Here is a 17,084-nt window from a genome sequence, read left to right as displayed (position 1 = left end):
TCGACGCAAACCGCACAAAGAAAAAGCCCGGCTTGCGCCGGGCTTTTCGTCAAGCATGCAACAGCGATCAGTGCTGAACCTGCAACTCCACGCGGCGGTTCTGCGCGCGGCCAGCGTCGGTCGCGTTGTCGCCGATGGCGTCGCTTGCGCCATGCCCGACCGGGCCGGTCAAGCGGCTCGCGGCGATGCCGTGGCTGGTCAAGTAGTTGTACACCAGCTGCGCACGACGCTCGGACAGCGCCTGGTTGTACGCCGGCTTGCCCTTGGCGTCGGTGTAACCCGCCACCGTCACCTTGACGTCCGGGTAGCGCTTCAAGGTATCGACGGCCTGCTCCAGGATCGAGATCGAGTCGGCGGTCGGCTCGGCCAGCGACTTGGAGATGTCCGTCTCGCCCTTCTTCGGGCGGTCGTACTTGAAGTTCACGCCGCGCAGGTCGATCACCACCTTCTGCGGAGCCGGAGCCTCTTCCACCGGAGCCGGGGCCGGCGCCGGGGCTGCTTCGACCGGAGCCGGGGCCGCCGGCTTGGCGCCAAAGCGCGACACGATGCTCAGGCCGAGGAAGGCATCGCCGTAGCCGTTGCGGTTCGGCTGGCTCTTGTCGTCCCAGTCATAACGATAGCCGGCTTCCACGCGGAAATCGGAATCTTCGTTGATCGCCGTGGCAAGACCTGCACCCAGCTCGGCAGCCGGGGCCCAGTCGCTGTTGACCGGGTTCTTGTGGTGGCTGCCCAGAATGGCGCCGAGAAGATACGGACGCACGGTCCAATTGGTGAAGTACCAACGCGCGGCAACGCCGACGTTGTTGCTGGTCCAACGGCTGGAGCTGTGTCCACCACCATTGGCGGCACCACGGTCGACGTCGCGCTTGGTGCGGTCAAAGAACAGATCCAACGACAGGTTCGGGGTGAAGAACTTGCCGACCCCAAGGCCGTAGTAGAACTGGCGGCTGTTGGTGTTGCGGTCAGTGTCGTTGTAGTAACCGCCGATCGTCGGGGCGATATACCAACGACCGTCGAAGGTCGACGACGTGGCATCGCTGCTGGTTGCAGCGGTGTTGTCCTGCGCCTGCACGGCACCGACACCGCCAAGAGCCAACGCAACCATGAAATAAAGGCTCGTGCGCTTCATGAGGTCTCTCCTCGTCAAAATCCCTGTTGGTTTGCCCGCTGCCGGTGGGGACCGACAGCGAGATCGTTATCTGCATTCCGTAATGCAGTGCAACGCAGATCTGCATTACCGACCTCGCAAGTGTAGCAAATTTGTTAATCAGGACACCGAAACCTGCGACAGTCGGCACCTTTCGGTGCGTGTCCGTTCAGCCTCGGAATCGTTCGGTGCCTTTACCGCCAGCCATGTGAAGGCCATGTCGACCATGCACGCATCCTCCGCGAGCATTGCCACTTGATGGTCGGACTGAAGCTGAAACCCGACCGTAAAACGGTGAAGGGAATCCCGGCTTGCGCCGGGCTTTTCGTCAAGCATGCAACAGCGATCAGTGCTGAACCTGCAACTCCACGCGGCGGTTCTGCGCGCGGCCAGCGTCGGTCGCGTTGTCGCCGATGGCGTCGCTTGCGCCATGCCCGACCGGGCCGGTCAAGCGGCTCGCGGCGATGCCGTGGCTGGTCAAGTAGTTGTACACCAGCTGCGCACGACGCTCGGACAGCGCCTGGTTGTACGCCGGCTTGCCCTTGGCGTCGGTGTAACCCGCCACCGTCACCTTGACGTCCGGGTAGCGCTTCAAGGTATCGACGGCCTGCTCCAGGATCGAGATCGAGTCGGCGGTCGGCTCGGCCAGCGACTTGGAGATGTCCGTCTCGCCCTTCTTCGGGCGGTCGTACTTGAAGTTCACGCCGCGCAGGTCGATCACCACCTTCTGCGGAGCCGGAGCCTCTTCCACCGGAGCCGGGGCCGGCGCCGGGGCTGCTTCGACCGGAGCCGGGGCCGCCGGCTTGGCGCCAAAGCGCGACACGATGCTCAGGCCGAGGAAGGCATCGCCGTAGCCGTTGCGGCTGCGCTGGCTCTTGTCGTCCAGGTCGTAGCGGTAACCGGCCTCGATGCGCACGTCCGAATCATCGTTGATGGCCGCCGCGACGCCACCACCGAGTTCAGCCGCCGCCGCCCAGCCGCGGTCGCTCGGATTCTTGTGGTGGCTGCCCAAAGCACCCACCAGAAGATACGGCCGCCACGTGGCAGAGCCGAGGTAATAGCGCAGCGCGACGCCGACATTGTTGTTCACCCAGCGGCTCGAACCATGGCCGCCACCATTCGCAGCGCCGCGGTCGATGTCGCGCTTGGTGCGGTCAAAAAAGAAATCCAGCGAGGTGTTGGCGGACAGGAACTTGCCGACGCCGATGCCGTAGTAGAACTGGCGGCTGTTGGTGTTGCGATCACTGTCGTTGTAATAGCCGCCGACGGTCGGGGCCACGTACCAGCGGCCATCAAAGCTGCCGTGGCTGCCATCCACCACCGCGGTGTCTTGCGCCTGCACGACGCCAACGCCCCCGAGGGCAAGTGCCAGCATGAAACAAAGTGCCTTGTGTTGCATACGGTGTCTCCTTGTCTCGATCGCGGCGGGTGCCCTGCCGGAAGCGACCCGCCCTTATCTGCACCGCGATTCACTCACGAAAACGCGACCTGCGCCCGCCAACGCGCAGACATGCGTGATGCCCCTGCGTTCGATCCCCGTGTCGCCTCTGATGCGTGCGACGTTGGCCACGCTCCCCGCCACTTTGCGTGATGCTCGTCGTTACAGCGTGAACAAGCCGAGGAATTGCTGAATCGGCATGGCATCCAGCTGCGCCGGATCGCGCGTGGCCGCAAGGATCGCTTCCACTTTGTGTGCCGGCAGGTGACCGCGCATTGCCGCTTCGAACTTCTTGAGCAGCACCGGGATGCCTTCGGCGCGGCGCTTGCGATGGCCGATGGGGTAATCCACCGTCACCTTTTCGGTGTGCGAGCCGTCCTTGAAGAACACCTGCACGGCGTTGCCGATGTAACGCTTGTCGGGATCGAAGTAATCCTTGGTGAACTGCGGATTCTCCACCACAACCATCTTGTTGCGCAGCGCGTCGATGCGCGGGTCGGCCGCGACTTCGTCGCTGTAGTCGCTGGCGACGAGCCGCCCGAAAATCAGCGGCACTGCCACCATGTACTGGATGCAGTGGTCGCGGTCGGCGTAGTTGGCCAGCGGGCCGGTCTTGTCGATGATGCGGCAGCCGGCTTCCTGGGTCTCGATCACGATCTTGTCGATCTGGTCGATCTTGTCGGCCACCCGGGCATGCAGCGCCATCGCGCACTCCACCGCGGTCTGCGCATGGAACTCGGCCGGGTAGCTGATCTTCAGCAACACGTTTTCCATCACATAGCTGCCAAACGGGCGCTCGAACTCGAATGGCTTGCCCTTGAACGCCACATCATAGAAACCCCAGGTCTTGGCGGAGAGCGCCGAGGGATAGCCGACCACGCCGCGGTACACCGCATTGATGGCGTGGGTGACGGCACGCCGGCAGGCGTCGCCCGCAGCCCAGCTCTTGCGCGGCCCGGTGTTTGGCGCGTGGCGATAGGTGCGCAGGGCGCCGTTGTCGATCCAGCTGTGCGACACCGCGGTGACGATCTGCTCCTTGCTGCCGCCCAGCATGCGGGTGGCCACCGCGGTAGATGCCAGGCGCACGAGGATCACATGATCCTGGCCCACCCGGTTGAAGCTGTTCTTGAGCGCGTAGCAGCCTTGGATCTCGTGCGCCTTGATCGCGTACCCCAGCACGTCGCGCACCGTCGGCGCGGTGCCGCCTTCGCGTTCGGCCTTGCGTCCGAGGTAATCGCCCACGGCGAGGATCGCGCCGAGGTTGTCCGAGGGGTGGCCCCACTCCGCGGCAAGAAAGGTGTCGTTGAAATCCAGCCAACGGATCTGCGCGCCGATCGCGAACGCCGCCTGCACCGGATCGAGCTCGTGGCTGGTGCCCGGCACGCGCGCGCCGCCCGGCAACGTCGCCCCCGGCACCAGCGGACCCAGATGCTTGACGCATTCGGGAAATTTCATCGCCATCATGGCGGTGGCCAGCGAATCGAGCAGCACGTAACGCGCGGTGTCATAGGCCTCGCGCGAGTCGATGCGGTAATCCGCCACGTAGTTGGCGATGTCCACCATCGGCTGGTCGGGCTGGGGGCGGACGGCGGAGCGGATGTCGGTGGCGCTCATGGACGGTACTCGCGGTAAGAGAAACCCGATTTTAGCGACTCGCGCCGCCTGCTGCCCCTTCCAAAGGGACGATGGCGGCGCTTGACGGCCATAACCGCTGCCCGGACAATTCGTTTCCTATTGCCTCGAAAGGGAGTAGTTCCCGGCGTGCTTTTGCGCTGCCGGTGCGCTGGCCGTCAACACGGGCGTTCCGCCCCGGTCATCGCGGCAGCACGCGTGCTGCGAACGAGACTTTTGCGGTTGGCGGGCTTGCCCGCCGATCAACTGTTCCCTACCGAGCGCACCATGTCCCCAGCCGATTTTCTTTCCAGCCTGTTTACCCTTGTCCTGCTCGACCTCGTGCTGGCTGGCGACAACGCCATCGTCATTGCACTGGCCGCGCGTCGCCTGCCGAAATCGCTGCAGACCAAGGCGGTGTTCTGGGGCACGTTCGGCGCGGTTGGCGTGCGCATCCTGCTGACCGCCATCGTGATCTACCTGCTGAAACTGCCGGGACTGATGCTGGCCGGTGGCCTGCTGTTGCTGCCGATTGCCTGGAAGCTGCTGCGCCAGGATGAACATGCGCACGGGCACGAAGTGGCAGCCGCCTCCAGCTTCTGGTCAGCGCTGCGCACGATCATCGTGGCCGACGCGCTGATGGGGCTGGACAACGTACTGGCCATCGCCGGCGCATCCAAGGGCCACTTCGGGCTGATGGTGATCGGCCTGGCGATCAGCGTGCCGCTGGTGGTGTGGGGTTCCACCCTGATCCTGAAGCTCATCGGGCGCTTCCCGATCATCGTCTACATCGGCGCGGGGGCGATCGCGATCACCGCCGGCCGCATGTTCGCCCACGATCACCTGCTGGCCGGCGTGTTCACTGGCCGCGAAGCGCTGCTGTACGTGCTGGATGCAGTGCTGGTTCTCGGCATCTGCGGCGGCGGCTGGCTCGCCAACCGCCGCCGCACACTGGCGCATCGGCCAGGCTGATGAAAAAGGCGCCCGTTGGGCGCCTTTTTCGTTGCATCACGCCGGTAATCAGCGCTTGTCGATCGGCACGTAGGCGAGGTCTTCCGGGCCGGTGTAGTTGGCGCTCGGGCGGATGATCTTGCCGTCCTGGCGCTGCTCGATCACGTGCGCGCTCCAGCCGGCCGTGCGCGAGATCACGAACAGCGGCGTGAACATCGCGGTCGGCACCCCGAGCATGTGGTACGTGCTGGCCGAGTACCAGTCGAGGTTCGGGAACATCTTCTTGACCTCGCCCATCACCTTCTCGATCCGCTCGGACACCGCGAACAGCACCGGGTTGCCGCCATCGGTGCACAGCTTGCGCGAGATCTCCTTGATGATCTCGTTGCGCGGGTCGGACACCGTGTACACCGGGTGGCCGAAACCGATGATGATCTCCTTGCGCTCCACGCGCGCGCGGATGTCCGCTTCGGCATCGTTCGCGCTGCGGTAGCGCGAGATGATCTCCATCGCTACCTCGTTCGCGCCGCCGTGCTTGGGGCCGCGCAGCGCACCGATCGCACCGGTGATGGAAGAGTACATGTCCGACCCGGTGCCGGCGATCACGCGCGCGCTGAAGGTGCTCGCGTTGAATTCGTGCTCGGCATAGAGCACCAGCGACTTGTCCAGCGAGTTGGCGTGCAGCTCGCTCGGCGCCTTGCCGTGCAGCACGTGCAGGAAGTGCGCGGCGATCGACTCGTCGTCGGTCTCGGTCTCCACCCGCTTGCCGTTGTGGCTGAAGTGGTACCAGTACAAGAGCATCGAGCCGAAGCTCGCCATCAGGCGGTCGGCGATGTCGCGCGCGCCGGTGACGTTGTGGTCGTCCTTCTCCGGCAGCACGGTGCCCAGCACCGAGCAGCCGGTGCGCAGCACGTCCATCGGATGGGTCGCGGCCGGCAGCAGCTCCAGCGCGGCCTTGACCGGCGCCGGCAGCCCGCGCAGGCGCTTCAGCTTGGCTTTGTAGTTCTGCAGCTCGGTCCAGTTCGGCAGGTGGTCGTGCACCAGCAGGTGCGCCACCTCCTCGAAACAGCCTTTGCCCGCCAGGTCGTGGATGTCGTAGCCGCGATAGTGCAGATCGTTGCCGCTGCGGCCCACCGTGCACAGCGCCGTGTTGCCCGCGGCCACGCCGGACAGCGCCACCGATTTCTTGGCTTTGGGAAGGACTTGTTCGCTCATTGAAGTTCTCCAGTTTGGTGCGTGAACAGCGCGTCGAGCTTGTCCTCGTAGGCGTGATAGCCGAGGTAGTCGTACAGCTCCTCGCGCGTCTGCATGGTGTCCACCACGGCTTTTTGCGTGCCGTCGCGGCGCACGGTTTCGTAGAAATTGAGAGCCGCCTTGTTCATCGCGCGGTACGCGCCGCAGCAATACAGCGCGATGTCGACGTTGGCGCTGGCCAGCTCGGTAGTGGTGAAAAACGGGGTGGCGCCGAACTCGGTGAGGTTGGCGAGGATCGGCACCTGCACCGCCGCCTTGAATTTCCGGTAGTCGTCCAGCGTTTTCATCGCCTCGGGAAAGATCATGTCGGCGCCGGCTTCCACGTAGGCCACGGCGCGCTCGATGGCGGCGTCGATGCCGTCCTTCGCGGCGGCATCGGTGCGCGCCATCACCACGAAACCGGCATCGGTCCTGGCATCCACCGCGGCTTTCACGCGGTCGACCATCTCCGCCTTCGGCACCACCTCTTTGCCGGGGCGATGGCCGCAGCGCTTCTGGCCGACCTGATCCTCGATGTGCACCGCAGCGACGCCGATACGCTCGAAATTCCGGATGGTGCGCGCAATGTTGAACGCGCCGCCCCAGCCGGTGTCGATGTCGACCAGCAGCGGCAAACCGGTGGCCTCGACCACGCGGCGAGCGTCGGTGAGCACGTCTTCCATGGTGGAGATGCCGAGATCCGGCATGCCCAGCGAGTTCGCCGCCACGCCGCCGCCGGAGAGATACAGCGCCTGGTAACCGACGCGCTTGGCCATCAGCCCGGCGTAGGCCGTGATCGCCCCCACCACCTGCAACGGCCGCTCGGCCGCCACTGCAGCCCGGAAACGTGCGCCGGAAGATGTCGATTGCGTCATCAGTTCGCTCCGTCAAAGGTCACAGTTTAGCCGACTGGCAGGTGCAGCCGAATCGTACGATGGGACAACCTGGCCGGTCGTGGGTCGAATTCCCGACCCGCACCACTGCACCGGTCGGAGTGACTCCCGATCTGCGAGGGACACGGCCAGCGTGGATGCTAGAGTCCGGTCATGAGCAGATCGACGCCGCTTGCCAAGCGCATCCTCTGGGGCCTCTTGATCGGCGTCGTGGCGGCCATCGCCACGTTGGTGATCGGCCGTTTTCATCCAGCGACGCTGGCGTGGATGCAACGGGTATCGACCGCAGTGTTTGATCCGTTCGGGCAGATCTTCCTGCGCATGCTGTTCTTCGTGGTGATCCCGCTGGTGTTCACCTCGCTCGCCTCGGGCGTGACGCAGCTCGGTCGGCTCGATCGGCTGGGACCGCTGGCCGGGCGCACGTTTTTCCTGTTTTTCCTCAACATGGCGATCGCGGTGGTGATCGGTCTGGTGATGATGAACACGGTGGAGCCAGGCCACCATCTTGGCGAGCAGGCGCGCACCCAGCTGATGACCGAATACGGCGGCGCCGCCGATCAGCTGATCGCGAAGGAAGCCAGGCAGCCGGGCATGAGCCTGGCCGTGCTGGTGGAAATGTTCATGCCGCGCAACCTGTTTGGCGCGGTGACCGGCGCCAGCCGCGACGCGCTCGGCGACGTGTTGCCGCTGATCCTGTTCGCGATCCTGGTTGGCGCCGCCGCCACGCAACTGCCCGAAAAGGAACGCAAGCGCGTGCAGCAGGCGCTGGACACGGTCAGCGACCTGATGACCAAGATCGTCGGCTTTGCGCTGGAGCTGGCGCCCTACGCAGTGCCGGCGATGATCTACAGCGTGATCGTGAAGGTGGGCGTGGATGTGCTGCTGGCGCTGTCGGTGTTCGTCGTGGGCTGCACGCTGGCGCTCGCGCTGCACCTGTTCGGCACCATGTCGCTGTGGGTGCGCTACCTGGCCGGGCGTTCGCCGGTGGCGTATTTCCGCCAGATCCGTTCACTCCTGATCGCGGCGTTTTCCACCAGTTCGAGCAGCGCGTGCCTACCGGCGTCGCTGGCGGTGGCGCACGACGAGTTGAAGCTGGCGCCCAGCACCGCGGGTTTCGTGCTGCCATTGGGTGCCACGATGAACATGAGCGGCACCGCCCTGTTCGAGGGCTGCGTGGTGCTGTTCATCGCGCAGGCGTTCGGCGTGGAGCTGAGCCTCACGCATCAAGTGATCCTGATGCTGCTGTCGGTGCTGAGCGCCGTGGCCGTCGCCGGCATCCCCGGCGGCTCGCTGCCGATGATTGCCGGCCTGCTCGCCACTTTCGGCGTGCCGCCGGAAGGCCTCGGCATCATCATCGGCGTGGATCGCATCCTCGACATGGTGCGCACCACGGTCAACGTCGGCAGCGACATCGTCACCGCCACGGTGGTCGACCACCAGCTGCGCGAGCGCTTTGCCGAGCCGGCGTAAAGCCTGCATCGCCATAGCTGCAACCGATCGACACAATGCCAACAATCAATTGGATTGATTGGCACGGGCTCCCTACCATGGCGTGCAGAGTCAACCAACCAAGGGAGCAACAGATGTCGCTTATCAATACCGAAGTGAAGCCGTTCAAGGCACAGGCGTTCAAGGCCGGCAAGTTCATCGAAGTCACCGAGGCCGACCTCAAGGGCAAGTGGTCGGTGGTGTTCTTCTACCCCGCCGACTTCACCTTCGTGTGCCCAACCGAGCTGGAAGACCTCGCCGAGCACTACGCCGAGTTCCAGAAGTTGGGTGTGGAGATCTACAGCGTGTCCACCGACACCCACTTCTCGCACAAGGCGTGGCATGACACCTCCGATGCGGTGTCGAAGATCCAGTACACGATGGTCGGCGACCCAACCCACCTGGTCTGCCGCAACTTCGACGTGCTGATCGAAGACGCCGGCCTTGCCGACCGCGGCACGTTCGTGGTCGACCCGCAGGGCAAGATCCAGATCGTCGAAGTGCACGCCGGCAGCATCGGCCGTGACGCGTCGGAGCTGCTGCGCAAGGTCAAGGCCGCGCAGTACGTCGCCGCCCACCCGAACGAAGTGTGCCCGGCGAAGTGGCACGAGGGCGAAAAGACCCTCGCCCCCTCGCTGGATCTGGTCGGCAAGATCTGATCCACCGCGATACCTGCCACACGGAACCCGGGCGCTACGCCCGGGCTCCCCCGAGGATGCTTGTGCCAGCGGCCTGCGCCCGGCTTCGCCCCCTCCGCAGCCACCCTCCCCCATGGTGCCGGCCGCTGCCACAAGTCCCCTTTCCCACCCACCGGAGTGGTCACCATGCTTGATGCAGCCATCAAGGCCCAGCTCACGGGCTACCTGGAAAAACTCACCCAGCCGATCGAACTCGTCGCGTCACTGGACGACGGCGCGAAGTCGCGCGAGCTGGACGAACTGCTCAACGAAATCGCCGGCATGAGCGACAAGATCAGCCTGCGCCGTGACGACGAGGCGGATCCGCGCAAGCCATCGTTCGCCATCCGCCGCGTCGGCACCGACGTCCAGGTGCGCTTTGCCGGCATCCCGCTCGGCCACGAGTTCACCTCGCTGGTGCTCGCGCTGCTGCAGGTCGGCGGGCATCCGTCGAAGGAGGCCGCCGAGACCATCGCACAGGTGCAGGCGCTGCAAGGCACGTTCCGCTTCGAGACGTTCTTTTCGCTCTCCTGCCAGAACTGCCCGGACGTGGTGCAGGCGCTGAACCTGATGAGCGTGCTGAACCCGAACATCGAGCATGTCGCGATCGACGGCGCGCTGTTCCAGGACGAGGTGGCCGCGCGGCAGGTCATGTCAGTGCCCACCGTGTTCTTGAACGGCGAGCTGTTCGACCAGGGCCGCATGAGCCTGGAACAGATCATGGGCAAGCTCGACACTGGCGCCACCGCGCGCGCCGCCGATGTGATCAAGGGCAAGCCGCCGTTCGACGTGCTGGTGGTGGGCGGCGGCCCGGCCGGCGCGGCAGCGGCGATCTATGCCGCGCGCAAGGGCATCCGCACGGGCCTCGCCGCCGAGCGCATCGGCGGCCAGGTGCAGGACACCATGGCGATCGAGAACTTCATTTCGGTGCCCTACACCGAAGGCCCGCAGCTCGCCGCTGCGCTGGAACGCCACGTGCGCGAATACGACGTGGACGTGATGAGCCTGCAGCGCGCCATGAGGCTGGTGCCGGCCGCGGAATCGGCCAGCGGACTCAACGAGATCGAGCTGGAAAACGGCGCCACGCTCAAGACGAAATCCGTGGTGCTCGCACCGGGCGCGCGCTGGCGGCACATCGGCGTGCCCGGCGAGGAAACCTACCGCAATCGCGGCGTGGCCTACTGCCCGCACTGCGACGGCCCGCTGTACAAGGGCAAGCGCGTGGCGGTGATCGGCGGCGGCAACTCCGGCGTGGAAGCGGCGATCGACCTGGCTGGCCTGGTCGAGCACGTGACATTGATCGAGTTCGATCATCAGCTGCGCGCGGACGAAGTGCTGCAACGCAAGCTGCGCAGCCTCGCCAACGTCGAGGTCGTCGTCGGCGCGCAACCCACCGAAGTGCTCGGCGCGGACGACAAGGTCAACGGCCTGGTCTACAGGGACCGCAACGACGGCGTGATGCACAGCGTGTCGCTGGAAGGCGTGTTCGTGCAGATCGGCCTGCTGCCCAACACCGAGTGGCTCAAGGGCACGCTGGAACTCACCCCGCGCGGCGAAATCGTGATCGACGCACGCGGGCAGACCTCGCTGCCCGGTGTGTTCGCCGCGGGCGATGCCACGACGGTGCCGTACAAGCAGATCGTGATCGCGATGGGCGCGGGCTCCACCGCCGCGCTTGGCGCGTTCGACCACCTGATCCGCAGCTCCGCGCCGCAGGCGAGCGTCACCGCCTGAGGCACCGCCGACGACCGCCGGAAAGCCACGCTTTCCGGCGGTCGCCAACCCTCTCAGGCTGCGACGCGCTTGGCGATGGCGGCGCCGAAGCTCTCGGTGGTGCCTTGGCCACCCAGGTCCGGAGTGACGCTGGCGCGGTCGTTGGTCAGCGTGTCGCGGATCGCGGCGCGCAGCTTGTCGCCCTTGGCGACCATGCCGAGGTAATCCAGCATGTCGGCCGCGGCCAGCAGCAGCGCGCACGGGTTGGCGATGCCCTTGCCGGCGATGTCCGGCGCCGAGCCGTGCACGGCTTCGAAGATCGCCGCGTTCTCGCCGATGTTGTCGCCCGGCGCCAGGCCTAGGCCGCCGACCAGGCCGGCGCACAGGTCGGAGATGATGTCGCCGAACAGGTTGGTGGTGACGATCACGTCGAACTGCTCGGGACGCATCACCAGCTGCATGCAGGTGTTGTCCACGATCATCTCGTTGAACTCGATCTGCGGATATTCCTTCGCGATCTCGCGTGCCACGTTGAGGAACAGGCCGGATGCGGTCTTGATGATGTTGGCCTTGTGCACCGCGGTGACTTTCTTGCGGCCCTTCTTCACCGCCAGCTCGAAGGCGTAGCGCACGATGCGACTGCCGCCCTTGCGGGTGTTGCGCACCAGCGAGGTCGCGGTCTGGCCGTCCTCGGAAATCGTCTGGCCTTCGGCGAGGTACGCGCCTTCGGTATTCTCGCGCACGGTGATGATGTCGATGTTGTCGAAGCGCGACTTGGTGCCAGGGAAGCTCACCGCCGGCCGCACGTTGGCGTACAGGTCGAAGTGCCGGCGCAGAGTGACGTTGATCGAGGTGAAGCCGCCGCCGATCGGCGTGGTGAGCGGGCCCTTCAGCGCCACCTTGTGTTTGGCGATCTTGTCCAGCGTGGCCTTGGGCAGGAGGTCGCCGTGCTTCTCCAGCGCGACCATGCCGGCGTCGACGTAGTCATAGGTGAGGCCGCAATCGAGCGCGTCGAGCACGCGCAGCGTGGCGGTCATGATCTCCGGGCCGATGCCGTCGCCGGGAATCACCGCAATGGTCTTGTTCATGGGGAAGGACTCCTTGGGGAATGCAGCCGTCAATCCACACAAGGGCGTGGTGCAAGTGCTGCAGGAAGTCGGCCATTATCGCCGATTGCGGCGCCTGCCGGCCGCCTGGGAGGCAGGCGCAGCGTTGAAAATACTCGAACGCTGGGTTGCGGCAACTCGCATGTGCGGACCGCGTTTCGCGCATGGGGCGTGGAGATGAGAGTGTTCTTTGGGCGAGCCTGGTCGCAGGCACGGCCCCTCATCCCTGCCCTCTCCCCGATGGGGGGAGGGGGAGAATCGCGGCGCTTGTGCAATCCGGATGGGAAAGAGCCCGCGTCAGACGTGATCGGCGCAGTGTTCGGCGGCAGCACCGCCGGTTTCCAGTTGATCGAGGAAATCCACCGCGCGACGCAGGTGGGGAATCACGATCGAGCCGCCGACGACGAGACCGACGCCGAAGGTGTCGAAAAACTCCGCGCGGGTGACGCCGGCATCCTTGCACTGCGCGACGTGGTAGCTGATGCAGTCGTCGCAGCGCAACACCAGGGAGGCGACCAAGCCGAGCAGCTCCTTGGTTTTCGCATCCAGCGCTCCGGGCTTGTAGGTCTGCGTATCGAGCGCAAAGAAGCGGCGCACGACCTGGTTGTCTTCGGCCAGGATGCGCTCGTTCATGCGCTGGCGAAACGCCGTGAATTCAGCGACCCGATCCTGCTCAGTCCCTTCAGCGGCGCTCATGCGGCACTCGCCAGCAGTTCGGCAAGCTTGCCGCTGCGCTCGGCCGCCACCAATTCATCGTAGCCGCCCACGTGCCGGTCGTTGATGAAAATCTGCGGCACCGTGCGCGCACCGCCGCTGCGTTTGAGCATCACCGCGCGCTGTGCCGGGTCGGCATCGACAAACACGTCTTCCCAGCTCAGGCCCTTGGCTTTCAACAGGTTTTTGGCCGCCACGCAGTACGGGCAGACGGCGGTGGAATAGACTTCAATCTTCGGCATGGAACGACTCCACAGACGGTTCGATCAAAGTGGCGGCGGCCGTGCGCGATTGCAAGCGCGCCGGCGGTGAACGTCGTCGGCCGCTCAGGGTCACAGTGATATCGTCGCCAGCGTATGCCCATGTCACCCGGACGCCTCACGCCCCGCTTCCTCGCCGCCGCCCTGGCCGCCAGCCTTGCGTTTGCCGCAGGCGCGCAGGATAACGTGCGTCTGCCCGACCTGGGCAGCTCGGCCAATGCCCTGATCTCGCCGCAGGAAGCGCGTGATTACGGCGCCTCCATGCTGCGCCAGATGCGCGCGCTGGGCATGGTGGTGGACGATCCACTGCTCGATGACTACATCAACGACCTGGGTTTTCACCTGGCCGCCGCCAGCGCCAAACCGCGCGACCATTTCCAGTTCTTCGTCGTCAAGGACAACCAGATCAACGCGTTTGCCGCGCCCGGCGGCTATATCGCGGTGAACTCGGGACTGATCGCCATCACCCGCGACGAGGACGAGCTGGCCGGCGTGATCGCGCACGAGATCGGCCACATCACGCAAAGCCACCTGCAACGCGCCTTCGAGGCATCCAAAAAGGATGCGCCGCTGATGGCACTGGTGCTGCTTGGCGCCATCGCCGCCGGGGCCGGCAACAAGAGTGGCGATGCGCCCATGGCGGTGCTCGCCGGTGGCCAGGGCCTGTTGGCGCAAAAGCAGATCAACTTCACCCGCAAGGACGAGATCGAGGCCGACCGCGCCGGCATCCAGACCCTCGCCAATGCCGGCTTCAACCCGGATGCGATGGCAGATTTCTTCCAGCATATGGAAGACGTGCTCAGCGCCGGTGCCGGCGGCCAGGCGCCATCGTTCCTGCAGGATCACCCGGTCACCAGCGACCGCATCGCCGATGCCAAGGCCCGTGCCGGCGCGCTGATCGCCGCACAGAAGCTGCGCCCATCCGGCAGCACGCTGAGCAAGAGCCAATGGGAGCAGATCACCGCGCCGACGCCATTCGTGCGGGCCCCCATCGCGCTCGGCAAGGCCGCCGCCGACCCGAATGGATTGTCCACCTATGCCCTGATGCGCGAACGTGCGCGCGTGCTTGCCGGTGATGCTGTGCGGCTGACCAGCTACTACCGTACCAACCTCAAGAACCAACCGGCATTCGACACCCCGGCCAATCACTACGGCTACGCGCTGGCGCTGACCCGCAGCGGCAACGGTGCCGGGGCAATCGCGCAACTGGAACCCTTGCTGACCGCCCATCGTGGCAGCCTGATCGTCACACTGGCGTTGGCCGACGCCAAACGCCAGGCCGGCCAACGCGACGCCGCCCTGGCTCTGTACCACGAGCTCAGCCTGCGCTCGCCACGCAACAAGGCGGTGGCGCTGGCCTACGCCAACGCGCTCACCGAGCACGGCGACAAAACCCAGGCGACGACCGCTGCCGACCTGATACGTCCGCTGCTGGACGCAAGCGACCAGCCCGAGTTGTACGAAGCCTACGCGCGCGCCAGCGAAAAGGCCGGCGACAGCGAGCGCGCCGGCGAGGCGTTCGCCGACGCCAGCTACTACGCCGGTCGCCCGTTCGACGCGATGGAGCAATTGCAGCGGCTGCTCAAGCGCGACGACCTCAGCTACTACGCCCGCGCGCGCATCCAGGCGCGCATCGCCGAGCTCACGCCGCTGGTGCTCGAACTGCGCAAGCGCAAGATCGCCACCCCCGACAACCCGAGCACGCGTACCGGGCAATTCGGCAACCGTGCCGGCTGATGTGCGCCGCGCATCGCGCGACAATGCGGACATGCCCGCCCCTGCCGCGCCCGCCATCGACCTTGCTGCCCCCACGCTTTACCTGAGCCGCGAACTGGCCGCACTGGAGTTCAATTTCCGCGTGCTGGGGCTGGCGCGCGACACCACGGTGCCGCTGCTCGAGCGGCTGCATTTTCTCAGCATCGTCGCCAGCAACCTCGACGAGTTCTTCGAGGTGAAGGTGGCGATGCTCAAGCACCACCATGCCCACGGCTCGGCGGCACCGGGGCCGGACGGTCTCGCGCCACCGGAACTCCTGGCCCGCATCCGCGCGCGGGTGCAGGCGCTGATCGGCGCGCAATTCGCCACCTGGCGAGAGGATCTGCGCCCGCAACTGGCGCAAGCGGGCATCCACGTACCGACCCACGGGGAATGGACGCCGCCTCAGCGCGACTGGCTGCGCAACTACTTCGAGCGCGAGGTGTTGCCGGTGCTGTCGCCGCTCGGGCTCGACCCGGCGCACCCGTTTCCGCGCATCCTCAACAAATCGCTCAACGTCGCGGTGGTGCTGGAAGGCCGCGACGCATTCGGCCATGAAGGTCACATGGCGCTGGTGCGCGCGCCGCGCTCGCTGCCGCGCATCATCCGGTTGCCGGCCGGGCTGGGCGGCACAGGCGACCACTTCGTGTTTCTCGCCGAGCTGCTGGAAGCCTTTGCCGAGCTGATGTTTCCAGGCTTCACGGTGGCTGGCGCGTACCCGTTCCGGGTCACCCGCAACAGCGAGTTGATGGTGGAAGAGGCCGAGGTGGACAACCTTGCCGAAGCACTCAGCGAAGAGCTGGTTGGTCGCGGCTACGCACGCCCGGTACGGCTGGAAATCTCCGCCGACTGCCCGCCGGCGATCGCCGCCCTGCTCACCCGCAACTTCGAACTGGAAGCCACCGACGTCTACCGCTGCGACGGCCCGGTCAACATCATCCGCGCCGACCTCATCTGGAGCCAACTGGACCGTCCGGAGCTGAAATACCCGCCGTTCACCCCGCAATTGCCGGCCGGACTGAACACCGCGCGCGACATGTTCGCGCAGATCGCGCGCCAGGACGTGCTGCTGCACCACCCGTACCAGAGCTTCACCGCGGTGATCGAGCTGCTGCGCCAGGCCAGTCGTGATCCACAAGTACTGGCGATCAAGCAAACCCTGTACCGCGCCGGCGATGACAGCCCGCTGGTGGATCTCCTGATCGACGCCGCGCACCATGGCAAGGACATCACGGTGGTGATCGAGCTGCGCGCCCGCTTTGACGAGGCAGCCAACATCCGCCTCGCCACGCGCCTGCAGGAGGCCGGCGTGCAGGTGGTGTATGGCGTGGTGGGTTACAAGACGCACGCCAAGATGCTGCTGATCGTGCGCCGCGAAGGCGACGTGCTGCGCCGCTACGCGCACCTCGCCACCGGCAATTACCACCAGATCAACAGCCGCACCTACACCGACCTCGGGCTGATGACCGCCAACCCGGAGATTGGCGAAGACGTGCACAAGGTGTTTCAGCAGCTCTCGGGCCTTGGCCCGCGCATCGCGCTCAAGCGCCTGCTGCATTCGCCGTTCACGCTCTACCGCGGCGTGCTCGAACGCATCGAACGCGAAACCGCGCTGGCCCAGGCCGGCAAGCCGGCGCGCATCGTCGCCAAACTCAACGCGCTGAACGAGGCGCATGTCATCCAGGCGCTCTACCGCGCCTCGATCGCCGGGGTGGAGATCGACCTCATCGTGCGCGGCGCCTGCACCCTGCGGCCGGGCATGCCGGGCATCTCCGAACACATCCGCGTGCGTTCCATCGTCGGCCGTTTTCTCGAACACAGCCGGGTGTACTGGTTTGGCAATGCCGGGGCACCGGAGCTCTATTGCGCCAGCGCGGACTGGATGGAGCGCAACCTGATGCGCCGGATCGAGATCGCCTTTCCCATCCTGGACCCCGTGCTCGCTGCGCGCGTGTTCGAGGAAACGTTGGCGAACGGACTGGCCGACAACACCCAGGCATGGCTGCTTGCCGCCGATGGCAGCTATCGGCGTGCGACGCAGGGCGACCATCCGCCGCACTCCGCCCAGCAAAACCTGCTGGACAAGTTGTGCCGATGA

The 17,084-nt window shown here is 65.8% G+C and carries 14 protein-coding genes; 6 read left to right on the top strand and 8 right to left on the bottom strand.

Annotation, left to right across the window (positions count from 1 at the left end; genetic code table 11):
* Positions 1 to 67 precede the first annotated feature (67 nt).
* The 3 genes from AC3WP6_RS05560 to AC3WP6_RS05550 all read right to left on the bottom strand — a co-directional run bounded on the left by AC3WP6_RS05560 (position 68) and on the right by AC3WP6_RS05550 (position 4,199).
* Entirely contained in the window at positions 68 to 1,129 is a 1,062-nt protein-coding gene (locus AC3WP6_RS05560; protein WP_492626799.1) for an OmpA family protein, read from the bottom strand.
* A 364-nt stretch (positions 1,130 to 1,493) separates the two neighbouring features.
* Positions 1,494 to 2,546, bottom strand: a complete 1,053-nt coding sequence (locus tag AC3WP6_RS05555) for an OmpA family protein (protein WP_492626798.1) — start codon at positions 2,544 to 2,546, stop codon at positions 1,494 to 1,496.
* 201 nt (positions 2,547 to 2,747) lie between these two features.
* A complete protein-coding gene (locus AC3WP6_RS05550; protein WP_492626797.1) occupies positions 2,748 to 4,199 on the bottom strand; it encodes a bifunctional 2-methylcitrate dehydratase/aconitate hydratase in 1,452 nt (483 codons plus the stop codon).
* Between the two features lie 285 nt (positions 4,200 to 4,484).
* On the opposite strand from AC3WP6_RS05550, the gene AC3WP6_RS05545 reads away from it, so the two are divergent.
* The gene (locus tag AC3WP6_RS05545) at positions 4,485 to 5,168 is read left to right on the top strand and encodes a TerC family protein (RefSeq protein ID WP_492626796.1); all 684 of its coding nucleotides are present in this window, start codon (positions 4,485 to 4,487) and stop codon (positions 5,166 to 5,168) included.
* Positions 5,169 to 5,216: 48 nt separating this feature from the next.
* Here AC3WP6_RS05545 and prpC read toward each other — a convergent pair whose 3' ends face one another.
* Both prpC and prpB read right to left on the bottom strand, forming a co-directional pair.
* On the bottom strand, positions 5,217 to 6,362 hold the full coding sequence (gene prpC / locus AC3WP6_RS05540) for a bifunctional 2-methylcitrate synthase/citrate synthase (RefSeq protein ID WP_492626079.1): 1,146 nt from the start codon (positions 6,360 to 6,362) through the stop codon (positions 5,217 to 5,219).
* Positions 6,359 to 7,255, bottom strand: coding sequence for a methylisocitrate lyase (gene prpB, locus AC3WP6_RS05535; RefSeq protein ID WP_492626795.1), 897 nt, complete (start codon positions 7,253 to 7,255; stop codon positions 6,359 to 6,361). Before prpB ends, prpC begins: the two co-directional genes overlap by 4 nt.
* Positions 7,256 to 7,426: 171 nt before the next feature.
* Here prpB and AC3WP6_RS05530 point away from each other — a divergent pair, with 171 nt between their 5' ends.
* From AC3WP6_RS05530 to ahpF, 3 genes are all read left to right on the top strand, one after another.
* Positions 7,427 to 8,743 (top strand): dicarboxylate/amino acid:cation symporter, encoded by a 1,317-nt coding sequence (locus tag AC3WP6_RS05530; RefSeq protein ID WP_492626794.1) that lies wholly within the window; start codon positions 7,427 to 7,429, stop codon positions 8,741 to 8,743.
* A 113-nt stretch (positions 8,744 to 8,856) separates the two neighbouring features.
* The gene (gene ahpC, locus AC3WP6_RS05525; protein ID WP_492626793.1) at positions 8,857 to 9,420 is read left to right on the top strand and encodes an alkyl hydroperoxide reductase subunit C; all 564 of its coding nucleotides are present in this window, start codon (positions 8,857 to 8,859) and stop codon (positions 9,418 to 9,420) included.
* Between the two features lie 165 nt (positions 9,421 to 9,585).
* On the top strand, positions 9,586 to 11,172 hold the full coding sequence (ahpF, locus tag AC3WP6_RS05520) for an alkyl hydroperoxide reductase subunit F (RefSeq protein WP_492626792.1): 1,587 nt from the start codon (positions 9,586 to 9,588) through the stop codon (positions 11,170 to 11,172).
* Positions 11,173 to 11,225: 53 nt separating this feature from the next.
* Here ahpF and AC3WP6_RS05515 read toward each other — a convergent pair whose 3' ends face one another.
* The 3 genes from AC3WP6_RS05515 to grxC form a co-directional block, all read right to left on the bottom strand.
* Positions 11,226 to 12,239, bottom strand: a complete 1,014-nt coding sequence (locus AC3WP6_RS05515; protein WP_492626791.1) for an isocitrate dehydrogenase — start codon at positions 12,237 to 12,239, stop codon at positions 11,226 to 11,228.
* 315 nt (positions 12,240 to 12,554) lie between these two features.
* Complete coding sequence (locus tag AC3WP6_RS05510) at positions 12,555 to 12,953, bottom strand: carboxymuconolactone decarboxylase family protein (protein WP_492626790.1); 399 nt, start codon at positions 12,951 to 12,953, stop codon at positions 12,555 to 12,557.
* Complete coding sequence (gene grxC / locus AC3WP6_RS05505) at positions 12,950 to 13,213, bottom strand: glutaredoxin 3 (protein ID WP_492626789.1); 264 nt, start codon at positions 13,211 to 13,213, stop codon at positions 12,950 to 12,952. The genes AC3WP6_RS05510 and grxC overlap by 4 nt, the downstream gene beginning before the upstream one ends.
* A 114-nt stretch (positions 13,214 to 13,327) precedes the next feature.
* On the opposite strand from grxC, the gene AC3WP6_RS05500 reads away from it, so the two are divergent.
* Complete coding sequence (locus AC3WP6_RS05500; RefSeq protein ID WP_492626788.1) at positions 13,328 to 14,968, top strand: beta-barrel assembly-enhancing protease; 1,641 nt, start codon at positions 13,328 to 13,330, stop codon at positions 14,966 to 14,968.
* Between the two features lie 31 nt (positions 14,969 to 14,999).
* Positions 15,000 to 17,084, top strand: a complete 2,085-nt coding sequence (gene ppk1, locus AC3WP6_RS05495) for a polyphosphate kinase 1 (protein WP_492626787.1) — start codon at positions 15,000 to 15,002, stop codon at positions 17,082 to 17,084.

Source organism: Rhodanobacter sp. FW106-HT46G03 (assembly GCF_058789895.1).
Note: the sequence above shows the minus strand (reverse complement) of the source record. Positions and strands in the feature narration are given on the sequence as shown.

Bases quoted from the DNA above. Each gene is read 5' to 3' on its own strand.
- AC3WP6_RS05560 (WP_492626799.1), bottom strand. From the start codon at position 1,129: ATGAAGCGCACGAGCCTTTATTTCATGGTTGCGTTGGCTCTTGGCGGT.
- AC3WP6_RS05555 (WP_492626798.1), bottom strand. From the start codon at position 2,546: ATGCAACACAAGGCACTTTGTTTCATGCTGGCACTTGCCCTCGGGGGC.
- AC3WP6_RS05510 (WP_492626790.1), bottom strand. From the start codon at position 12,953: ATGAGCGCCGCTGAAGGGACTGAGCAGGATCGGGTCGCTGAATTCACG.
- ppk1 (WP_492626787.1), top strand. From the start codon at position 15,000: ATGCCCGCCCCTGCCGCGCCCGCCATCGACCTTGCTGCCCCCACGCTT.
- AC3WP6_RS05545 (WP_492626796.1), top strand. From the start codon at position 4,485: ATGTCCCCAGCCGATTTTCTTTCCAGCCTGTTTACCCTTGTCCTGCTC.
- AC3WP6_RS05515 (WP_492626791.1), bottom strand. From the start codon at position 12,239: ATGAACAAGACCATTGCGGTGATTCCCGGCGACGGCATCGGCCCGGAG.
- prpB (WP_492626795.1), bottom strand. From the start codon at position 7,255: ATGACGCAATCGACATCTTCCGGCGCACGTTTCCGGGCTGCAGTGGCG.
- AC3WP6_RS05550 (WP_492626797.1), bottom strand. From the start codon at position 4,199: ATGAGCGCCACCGACATCCGCTCCGCCGTCCGCCCCCAGCCCGACCAG.
- prpC (WP_492626079.1), bottom strand. From the start codon at position 6,362: ATGAGCGAACAAGTCCTTCCCAAAGCCAAGAAATCGGTGGCGCTGTCC.
- ahpC (WP_492626793.1), top strand. From the start codon at position 8,857: ATGTCGCTTATCAATACCGAAGTGAAGCCGTTCAAGGCACAGGCGTTC.
- AC3WP6_RS05530 (WP_492626794.1), top strand. From the start codon at position 7,427: ATGAGCAGATCGACGCCGCTTGCCAAGCGCATCCTCTGGGGCCTCTTG.
- ahpF (WP_492626792.1), top strand. From the start codon at position 9,586: ATGCTTGATGCAGCCATCAAGGCCCAGCTCACGGGCTACCTGGAAAAA.
- AC3WP6_RS05500 (WP_492626788.1), top strand. From the start codon at position 13,328: ATGCCCATGTCACCCGGACGCCTCACGCCCCGCTTCCTCGCCGCCGCC.
- grxC (WP_492626789.1), bottom strand. From the start codon at position 13,213: ATGCCGAAGATTGAAGTCTATTCCACCGCCGTCTGCCCGTACTGCGTG.